The organism is uncultured Agitococcus sp. (genome assembly GCF_937920075.1).
In the GTDB taxonomy this organism is placed as follows: domain Bacteria; phylum Pseudomonadota; class Gammaproteobacteria; order Pseudomonadales; family Moraxellaceae; genus Agitococcus.
Genome location: NZ_CALETI010000130.1, coordinates 20,431 through 30,460, shown reverse-complemented (window position 1 = coordinate 30,460; position 10,030 = coordinate 20,431). Strand labels below are relative to the sequence as shown.

Below are 10,030 nucleotides of genomic sequence, written 5' to 3'. Positions count from 1 at the left end.
AATAGGCGCGGGGCGAGGGACTATAACGTTTAACAAAAGCATCCATATTGGCCATCGCATTAGCGGTTGTGCCCATCATAAACCCATAAAAACCTGTTGCTGTTACAGCCGCTTCATAGTCCTTGCCCATAAATTTAAATATCAACGTCATACTGAGAGCTGCCACTAATAAGACTTGTAATGCAATTAACACAATTAAGGGGATTGCAACACCAGTCAATTTTGATAAATCTAATCCCATTAATGACAACACTAAAAAATATGATAAGGCAACACTTCCAAGTTGCTCGACTTGTTCATGATCTATTTTAAACCACTGTAAACTATCATTCATATTACGCAAGATTGCTGCACAAATCATTGCACCAATATAAGCAGGTAAGGTGATACTTAAGCTAGTCAAAAATTGACTTATAAAACCGCCTAGCCACATTGCCAAAATTAATAAAGCAACACTTTTAAGTAATTCTTGTTCGTTGTTAGAGCTATTAATATTTAGTTTGAATATGGTGGCTGGACTGTTAGCTGTTAATGGTTGATGATTTGCTTGCAAGCGACGAATGAGGAGTGTGCCAATGGGCCCGCCCATCACCCCACCCATAATAATGCCACACATCGCCGCAGCGACGGCAATCGATTCCGCACCGACAATTCCCACTGCTTCAAATTGTGGGGCAAACGCCAAGCCTGTTGCAGGTCCGCCAGTTAAGGTCACTGAACCACACAATACTCCCAACAATGGTGGTAAACCCATTGCCCATGCAGCACTTGCACCAACAGCATTTTGCAATATCGCAGCAAAAATACTAATTGCTAAAAAGATAAGCACGTATTTGCCGCCGATTTTTAACAGTCTTAAACTCGCCGCAAAACCTAAACTGGTAAAAAAGGCCAGCATCAAAGGTGTTTTGATCGTGGTGTCAAATTTTATTTGCCAACCCACTTGTTGACACAACAAAAAAGTTAGGGCAGCAAAAAAGCCGCCAATGACAGGACTAGGTAAGTTGTAACGATGTAAAAAGCCAATCTGGTGTTTGAGGAAATGGCCAATTAATAAAATAAAACTGGCGATCGCTAAAGTGGCGATCCCCTCTAAAGAAATCATCATCGTTTTAATCCTTAAAATAATCTATCCACATTATCCACTCTTGCTCTAAGGCTTTGCTAGTGATACTGTCAGACACCTTTGTTTAGGATTCCAATCATAGTCATTGCATATGGTCGATGCAGGGATGTCTACGTCTGCTAGCAAGCAATGATTATATGGTCTATAAAATCCCGCAGGATTAATTGTAAGAGAGATTAGCAGTGAACAAACAAAAAATCTTATTAGAGTTACAACGTGCTTATGTGACTTTGATGATGGACGTCATCGGTCGCGGTTTAGTGTCTACCAGTTTTATTGATGAAGAAGTACGACGCGAATTTTCGGGTTTGCCCGTTGGTTTTTATATTCAGATGGTCGTATTGCCTTCTGGCCCCAGCTTTACCGCTAAAGTGATTGCAGGTGGCCATTTAGAGTTGGTCAAAGACTTTAAGGGTAAAGCTGATTTAACGGTAAAGTTTAAGCATTTATCCCATGCCTTTTTAGTCTTTAGTTTTCAAGAAGGGACTGCACGTGCGTTTGCAAATGATCGCATGGTAGCAGATGGTGAAGTATCTCATGCCATTCGTTTAGTGCGTTGTTTAGACAAAATGGAAGCCTTAATTCTGCCTAAAGTGGTTGCCCAATTAGCAGTGAAACGTTATCCAACTGATCTTGGCCTAGACGAAAAATTAGTGAAAGCGGTGCGCATTTATCGTTCCATTGCTCAGAATTTTTTAAATCAGGACTTACCTACGATTGCCCCGCAATTAGCAAAATTAGTTAATAAGTAATCAAAAACAAGGTAATCCCCATCTATAGGAGTTAAAACATGGCTAAGTCGTATTATGAATTTTTTTGTCCTGTAAAGGTTGTTGCAGGTCACAAAGCCTTAGAGCATATCCCCTTTGAATTATCTACCTTACAAGCAACACGCCCCATGATTATCACCGACAAAGGTGTGCGTGGTGCTGGTTTGTTAGAGCATGTTGCTGCTGCTTTTGAAGGCGCAGAGAGCCAAGTCGTTGCTATTTTTGATGATGTACCACCAGATAGTAGCTTACATACTGTGCGTAAAGCAGCCGCAATGTATCGTGAAAACAACTGTGATGCGATTATTGCCATTGGTGGTGGTTCAGTAATTGACACCAGTAAAGGTGTGAATATTTTAGTCACTGAAGGTGGCGATGATTTATTAAAATATTCTGGCGCACACAATTTACCTAAGCGTTTAAAACCATTTTTTGTGGTGCCAACGACATCAGGCACAGGTTCTGAAGTGACAATGGTTGCCGTTGTTTCTGATACAGACAAAGGTGTTAAGTTACCGTTTACGTCTTATTTCTTGATGCCAAACGCAGCGATTTTAGACTCACGCATGACTTTAACCTTGCCACCGCATATTACGGCAATGACAGGTATGGATGCATTAACTCATGCAGTTGAAGCTTATACCTGTTTAGCAGCTAATCCGATGAGTGATGCTTATGCAACAGCCGCCATTCGCAAAATTAGCCAAAACATCATGAAAGTGATGGATAACCCTAAAGATGCTGAAGGCCGTTTAGAGTTAGCTCAAGCCTCAACCATGGCAGGTGTTGCGTTCTCTAATTCAATGGTGGGCTTAGTACATGCTTTAGGTCACTCTTTAGGTGCGGTGTGTCATATTCCTCATGGTTTGTGCATGAGCTTATTCTTGCCTTATGTTTTAGAGTACAACCAAGAGAAAAATGGCGAGCGTATTGGTGAGTTGTTATTGTATTTAGCGGGTGAAGAAGTGTTTGCTGCCACACCAAAAGCACAACGTGCAGCTAAAGCGATTCAACATATTCGTGCCATGCGTGATGAATTGTACCAACGTTGCAAATTACCACGTACCTTAACCGAAACTGGTAAAGTGCGTGAAGATCAATTAGCACAAGTAGCCGAATTAACCGTGAATGATGGTGCGATTATCTTCAATCCAAAAGAAGCGGATGTTCAAGATGCGTTAGCGATTTTAAAACGCGCTTGGGCTTAATGTAGGCTAAACATCTAAAAGGCGAGTGATGACTCGCCTTTTGTCTTTTGTTATTCTAGAGTATGTTGACATTTTACAACCACAATCAAAACGTCAACAGTCCCTATAAAAATATTAAAAAAATAAAATAAGGTTTACTAATGTCTCAAGAACTAAACGTATTAGGTCAGCCCGTTGGTTTTGTTGTGCCTAATTGGAGTCCGCCTAAATTTCCGCCATATCAGGTGATGGAAGGGCGATTTTGTAAAGTTGCGCCTTTAGTACCAGATAGAGATGCTGCGTCATTATATGAGGCTAATAGTTTAGATAAAGATGGGCGAATGTGGACATATTTGCCTTATGGCCCCTTTGCCAGCTTTGATTTGTATCGTAGTTGGTTGCGTGTATCAGTGTTAACTTCTGATCCACAATTTTACGCGATTATTGATAATATAACCCAGCAAGCTGTGGGAATTGCGGCTTATTTGCGTATTGATCCAAAGAATGGTTCGATCGAAGTCGGGCATCTCAACTTTTCACCACGTTTGCAAAAAACGCCTATTGCTACCGAAGCGATGTATTTAATGATGAAACAAGCATTTGAATTAGGTTATCGGCGTTATGAGTGGAAATGTAATGCCTTAAATAAACCTTCACGCAAAGCAGCACAGCGTTTAGGTTTATCTTATGAAGGTGTTTTTAGACAAGCAACAGTATCAAAAGGACGAAACCGAGATACCGCTTGGTATGCAGCAATTGATGAAGAATGGCCAGCACTAAAAGCTGCTTTTGAGCAATGGTTAGCTGTGAGTAATTTTGATGAACAGGGTAAACAAAAAATATCCTTATCGCAATTAACTGCACCGATTGTTAAAAATTGGGGTTAGTTCCCTCTCCTATTAGGAGAGGGCTAGGGTGAGGTCTAAAAAAACATATGACAGATAACACTTCGACTTCGCTCAGTGTACAACTCTTAATATTTGTAGGGATAGGCCGCAAGAGCTATCCCTAGCGTGTTACATCCTCTGCAAATAACCAATCCAGTTGTTTAGCAAAAAAATCAGGCATCATCCGTGAAGCTAACCATAAGGGTGAATAAAATAATAACCGCCCAGCATTTGAGCTTTGATGATATAACTGGCCATTACGACGTGCAGTGGCTTGCACCTTGCTGGTTCGGCCTTTGCGTAAACGTTCATAGGCATATAACGCCTCATTGATGTTATCAGCATGACCTTTGAGTTGTTGGGCAAGTACCCACGCATCTTCAATTGCCATGACCGCGCCTTGTGCCATAAACGGTAACATAGCATGACAGGCATCACCCAATAAGGTCACACGACCAGAAGACCATGTTTCTAAAGGCTTAATTTCACGTAATGCCCATTGATAAAACTCGGTATCATCACCTGCTTGCAAAATTTGCTCAATAATCGGATGCCAACCTTGATAATCTTGTAAAATATCTTGTTTGCTACCCTGACACGTCCAACCATCATAAGGCCAAGATGAGTGTTCAACCACACCTACCAAATTAACTAATTCCCCACCACGCAAATAATAAGTCACTACATGTTTATGTGCGCCAACCCAAACCGTGGCTTTAGGCGGTACAAGATTTTTGGGCAAACGTTCGGTAGGAATGGTCATGCGCCATGCTGCCATGCCCGTAAAATGGCCATCTTCAATGTTAAATAGCAAATGACGCACATTTGAGCGAATACCATCAGCCCCAATCACTAAATCGGCACTAAAACCTTGGCCATTAACAAATTCAAGATGTACCTGTTGTTCATCTTGCGTTAAGTCTTTTAATTCAAAGCCTAGTTGTAAGGCATCAGGCATTTGTTGTTGCACGGTACTGGCCAACACTTTTTGTAAATCAGCACGATGAATATTTAAATAGGGCGCACCATAACGCTGCTCACTGGTTTCGGCCAAAGGCAAAGAAAAAATAATTTTACCTGTATCACCAAGACGCATTTCGGCTGCTTGTGGTACAAAAGCAAAAGGTTTTAGCTGTTCTAATAAGCCTAAAGCGCGCAAAACTTTACAACCATTCGGCCCTATTTGTATCCCTGCGCCGACTTCTTCCAACACAGGATGACGTTCAAAAATCCGTACCTTAAAGCCTTGTTGATGTAAACACAGTGCTGCGGTTAAGCCGCCAATGCCTGCGCCAATAATTGCAATTTGCATGAACTAACATCTCAATCTCTAAAAACTGCTATCAAATTAACTGAAATAAAATAATAAAGACATAATTATTTTAAGGTTTTTAAGGTTAAAATAGAAAATATGGATCATCTATGAGTCAAACTAATGGCTAAACCACTGTCAGAATTTGCTCAATTTTGCCTAGAAATGATGGCTTTGTTAGCACCTGTTTCGGCAAAAAGAATGTTTGGTGGTTATGGTATTTACAAAAATGGCGTCATGTTTGCCTTAATTGTTAACGATGTGCTGTATTTCAAAACTAATCTCAATACAAAAAGCTTGTTTATCGAAAAACAACTTGAGCCATTTACTTATCAAAAACAAGGTAAAACTCAAACTATTGCGTATTATCAATGTCCAGAAGAAGCTTTTGATGATGAAACTATTATGCTGTCGTGGGCAAAGACTGCTTATTTAGTAGCCATAGAAGCCGCATCGAGTGAAAACAAGCATAAAAGCAAAATTGTATGACCATCTTGGCAATAAAAAAATGGCATTTAGGGTAAAGTAATAAACAAAACAAAAAGTTACAATACCAAAATTTTGAGGAGCAAGTCCGAATGCGTCATAAAACCTTTGAGTTTATGAGTCGTGGAAAAACTTTTTTTGCCCAACGTTGGTGGCCAGACACTTATCCTAAAGCAGTGGTCATTTTTATTCATACATGGGCAGGACATTCCTCTCGTCATCTGCCTCTAATCGAACGATTAACCCAATTAGGCTATGCCTGTTATGGTTTTGATTTTATGGGGCATGGTCATACTCAAGGCAAACGAGCTTACATCCCAGATTTTGATTATTGGTTAGCCGATTTGACGACTTTTATTGAAGTCGTGCATTCGGAATTACGTAGCGTGCCATTCTTTTTACATGGTTATGGTGTAGGTGCAACAGCAGCGGCAAACTATGTGGTTTCTGGTCATACCGATGTTGACGGTATTATTTTTAATAGTGGTGCTTTGGCAGTAGGTAAAAAAATTGCTAAGGTGCATATTATGTTAGCGTGGATTATTGGTCGTATTTTGCCGATTATTCCGATTGCTCCCTTACCACCTAATACCATGTCTACCTTAGCGGATAAACAACAAGCTTATGATACAGACCCCTTAATTTATCATGGTCAAATGGCCGCAGGGACAGGCAAAGAATTATTAATGGCCAGTATGTATATTAGTCAGCGTTTGCATAAAATAGCGGTGCCATTTTTGGCCTTGCAAGGTCGGCAAGATACTTTAGTGACAGGCAGTGAGCAATTGTATCAGCAAGCCAGTAGCAGTGATAAAACCTTAAAAAGTTATGATGCTTTACATGATTTGTTAAATGATAAAACTGCCGAACAAGTTATCACTGACATTATTGAATGGTTAGAAGCGCGAGTGGTTGTGCATCATTAATCACTTTTTTGCATCATCGCTAAACTAAGTTTGGCACTATCAATAAAATCTTTCATAAACGGCAAATTAATATCTTCATGGCGAATGGCAGCATATAAAGTACACCAAACGCCATGTTCCCCCAATTTTTGGGTTTTGATCCAACCACGTTGCACATAATCTTTTGCCACCCAATCAGGCAAAGCACATACGCCACGATGACTCGCCGCTAATTGAATCATCATTAAGGTTAATTCGGTGGTGCGTAGTTGTGCTGGTTTAATATTGGCGGGTAATAAAAAATGTTTAAAAATATCCAAACGGGCTAAATCAACAGGATAAGCAATTAAGGTTTGGTTAAGTAAATCTTGTGGCTCTATATAGGCTTTTTGATTAAGTTCGTGTTGTTTGCCCAATACTAACAAAGACTGATAATTCACTAAGGGTAAAAATAATAAGGCTTCATCTGCTTCGGGGTTTGAGGTGATGACCAAATCTAACTCACCCGACGTCAGTCGTTGTAAGGCATCCCCCTGAAAGCCGCTTTGAAAATCAATATCCACTTCTGACCAATCATCACGAAATTGATTGAGCGTTGGCATTAGCCAATCAAAACAACTATGGCACTCAATGGCCAAAATTAAGCGTCCAGAGCGACCACCACGAATTTTGTCTAGTTCACGTTCGGTATTTTTAACAATGGGTAAAACTTCATCTGCCAAGGCTAATAAACGTTCACCTGCTTTGGTAAATTGTGGCGGACGGGTTTTGCGTAGCAGCAAAGATAGCCCCAAGCTATGCTCTAAATCTTTCAGTTGATGGGATAGGGCTGATTGAGTGAGATGCAAACGTTCAGCCGCATCCGCCAAAGAGCCTGTATCTCTGATGGCAACAAGAGTTTTTAGGTGGCGTAAATCAAACATAAGCGATAACCGCAGAAGCCATAATTAGCTATTTATCATACGTTAATGTGAATTATATTCAAGTTTAATATTAAAAATATGAGTTTGTTTCAAGTTGTTGTCTCATGAATACTATACTTATTATTAATCAATCGAGCATTTAACATGAAAACACATATTTTGGGTTTTTCGCGTATTGGCGCACAGCGTGAATTAAAAAAAGCGTTAGAGAGTTATTGGTCTGGTCAAAGCCATCAACATCAACTGGAAGAAGTTGGACAAAGCTTACGTCAACGTCATTGGCAAGCACAAATTGATGCAGGTTTAGATATTATTACTGTTGGCGATTTTGCTTTTTATGATCATGTACTTAATCATAGTCTACGTTTTGGGGTAATTCCTAAACGTTTTGGCGATGAACAAAAAGCGGATAATTTAGATTTAAGTTTTCGTTTGGCGCGTGGTCGTGCGCCAACAGGTACAGATGCGGCGGCTTGTGAAATGACCAAGTGGTTTGATACCAACTATCATTATTTAGTGCCTGAGCTTGAACAAGATCAACGTTTTAGTTTTGCCGATAAACGTTTATTGGCCGAAGTGAAAGAGGCAAAACAATTAAATCATCCGCTAAAAGTGGTGTTAATTGGCCCATTAACCTATTTATGGTTAAGTAAAACTTATGGTCAAGCCTTTGATAAATTAGAGTTATTAGATAATTTATTACCTGTTTATGCCCAAATTTTTAATGAATTAATGGCATTAGGCGTTAACTATATTCAAATTGATGAGCCGATTTTAAGTTTAGATTTGCCAAACGCATGGCAAGCTGCTTTTGAGCGTGCTTATAACCGTTTACAACGTCGAGATTTACAATTATTACTCACCACTTATTTTGCCCCCTTAAATGAAAATTTGCATTTGGCGTGTCATTTACCTGTCGCAGGTTTACATATTGATGTCTTGAGAAGTGGTAAAGAATGGCAACAAGTGCTGGATATTTTACCCGATTATAAAGTGCTATCGTTGGGCGTGGTTGATGGTCGTAATATTTGGCGTAATTCACTAGCGCAAAGCCAACAATTGCTTCAGCAAGCCCAACAAAAGTTAGGTGATCGTTTGTGGATTGCTAGCAGTTGCTCATTGTTGCATGTGCCTGTTGATTTAGCCAATGAACAAAAATTACCCACTGAAATTAAAGACTGTTTTGCCTTTGCCATCCAAAAATTGGCAGAAATTAGCACCTTAAAACAAGCTGTTTTAAATCCGCATTCACCATTAGTAGAACAGTTAATTGCTCAAAATAACGCAGCGTATCAACTGTTAAATCAATCAACACATTGGCGACAAGTTGCCGTGCAGCAACGTGTGCAGGCATTAACGGAGCAAGATAGCCAACGGCAAAGCGCATTTGCCGAACGAGCTATTGTTCAGCAACAACATTTAAAATTGCCGCTATTAGCCACAACAACGATTGGTTCTTTTCCCCAAACATCAGAAATTCGCCGTGCGCGTGCTGCCTTTAAACAAGGGTTGCTCAATGAACAAGCCTATGAGCAAGCTATGCAGCAAGAAATTCAGCAAGCTATTCAATATCAAGAGCAAATTGATTTGGATGTGTTAGTGCATGGTGAAGCTGAACGTAATGATATGGTGGAATATTTTGGCGAACAATTACAAGGTTTTGTTTTTAGCAGCAATGGTTGGGTGCAAAGTTATGGCAGCCGTTGTGTTAAACCACCCATTATTGTTGGTGATGTGAGTCGTCCACAAGCGATGACGGTCAAATGGGCGAGTTATGCCCAACAACAAAGTCAAAAACCCGTCAAAGGCATGTTAACAGGGCCAGTCACCATGTTGGCATGGTCGTTTGCACGGACTGATATTAGCCGTGAGCAAATTGCCTTACAGTTAGCCTTAGCGATTCGTGATGAAGTGTCTGATTTGGCACAGGCAGGTATTCATATTATTCAAATTGATGAGCCTGCATTTAGAGAAGGATTACCATTACGTCAATCTGAACAGGCCAATTATTGGCGTTGGGCAGTGAGGGCTTTTAGAATCAGTGCCAGTGGTGTGGATAACCATGTACAAATTCATACCCATATGTGTTATTCCGAGTTTAATGATTGTATTGAACATATTGCTGCAATGGATGCCGATGTGATTACCATCGAAACCGCACGTTCGGCAATGGAATTATTAAATGCTTTTGAAGCCTTTGATTATCCCAATGCTATTGGGCCGGGTGTGTACGATATTCATTCACCGCAAATTCCCAGTGTTGAAGCCATCAAAAAGTTGCTCAATAAAGCAGGGCAGGCGATTGATAAACAACGATTATGGGTGAATCCTGATTGTGGTTTAAAAACCAGACAATGGCCAGAAGTGAAGCAAGCTTTAACGAATATGGTGCAAGCAACAAAAGAATTGAGAGCGGAGTGGAGTTAAGCGTTGA

General features: G+C 40.2%; 9 protein-coding genes. 6 read left to right on the top strand and 3 right to left on the bottom strand.

The genetic code is table 11. From position 1 onward, the window contains the following. A partial coding sequence (locus Q0212_RS04945) for a sodium/glutamate symporter (RefSeq protein ID WP_297923078.1) occupies positions 1-1,108 on the bottom strand: 1,108 nt, incomplete at its 3' end. A 251-nt stretch (positions 1,109-1,359) separates the two neighbouring features. Here Q0212_RS04945 and Q0212_RS04940 point away from each other — a divergent pair. The 3 genes from Q0212_RS04940 to Q0212_RS04930 all read left to right on the top strand — a co-directional run bounded on the left by Q0212_RS04940 (position 1,360) and on the right by Q0212_RS04930 (position 3,970). Then, the gene (locus tag Q0212_RS04940) at positions 1,360-1,878 is read left to right on the top strand and encodes a hypothetical protein (protein ID WP_297923081.1); all 519 of its coding nucleotides are present in this window, start codon (positions 1,360-1,362) and stop codon (positions 1,876-1,878) included. A gap of 38 nt (positions 1,879-1,916) precedes the next feature. Beyond that, a complete protein-coding gene (locus tag Q0212_RS04935) occupies positions 1,917-3,104 on the top strand; it encodes an iron-containing alcohol dehydrogenase (protein WP_297923075.1) in 1,188 nt (395 codons plus the stop codon). A gap of 140 nt (positions 3,105-3,244) precedes the next feature. Further along, the gene (locus Q0212_RS04930) at positions 3,245-3,970 is read left to right on the top strand and encodes a GNAT family protein (RefSeq protein ID WP_297923072.1); all 726 of its coding nucleotides are present in this window, start codon (positions 3,245-3,247) and stop codon (positions 3,968-3,970) included. Between the two features lie 121 nt (positions 3,971-4,091). Here the strand turns inward: Q0212_RS04930 and Q0212_RS04925 are convergent, their stop codons facing one another. Beyond that, positions 4,092-5,282: an FAD-dependent monooxygenase gene (locus tag Q0212_RS04925; RefSeq protein WP_297923069.1), complete on the bottom strand. Its 1,191-nt coding sequence runs from the start codon at positions 5,280-5,282 to the stop codon at positions 4,092-4,094. Positions 5,283-5,405: 123 nt separating this feature from the next. Here Q0212_RS04925 and Q0212_RS04920 point away from each other — a divergent pair, with 123 nt between their 5' ends. Together Q0212_RS04920 and Q0212_RS04915 are read left to right on the top strand one after the other, a co-directional pair. Next, positions 5,406-5,771 (top strand): TfoX/Sxy family protein, encoded by a 366-nt coding sequence (locus Q0212_RS04920; RefSeq protein WP_297923066.1) that lies wholly within the window; start codon positions 5,406-5,408, stop codon positions 5,769-5,771. 89 nt (positions 5,772-5,860) lie between these two features. Next, positions 5,861-6,694 carry an alpha/beta fold hydrolase gene (locus Q0212_RS04915; protein WP_297923064.1) on the top strand — a complete coding sequence of 278 codons (834 nt, stop codon included), beginning with the start codon at positions 5,861-5,863 and terminating at the stop codon, positions 6,692-6,694. On the opposite strand, the gene Q0212_RS04910 is transcribed toward Q0212_RS04915, so the two are convergent. Further along, complete coding sequence (locus Q0212_RS04910) at positions 6,691-7,596, bottom strand: LysR family transcriptional regulator (RefSeq protein ID WP_297923061.1); 906 nt, start codon at positions 7,594-7,596, stop codon at positions 6,691-6,693. The two genes, Q0212_RS04915 and Q0212_RS04910, sit on opposite strands and share 4 nt — an antisense overlap. 144 nt (positions 7,597-7,740) lie before the next feature. Here Q0212_RS04910 and metE point away from each other — a divergent pair, with 144 nt between their 5' ends. After that, positions 7,741-10,023, top strand: coding sequence for a 5-methyltetrahydropteroyltriglutamate--homocysteine S-methyltransferase (gene metE / locus Q0212_RS04905; RefSeq protein ID WP_297923058.1), 2,283 nt, complete (start codon positions 7,741-7,743; stop codon positions 10,021-10,023). Positions 10,024-10,030: the final 7 nt, after the last annotated feature.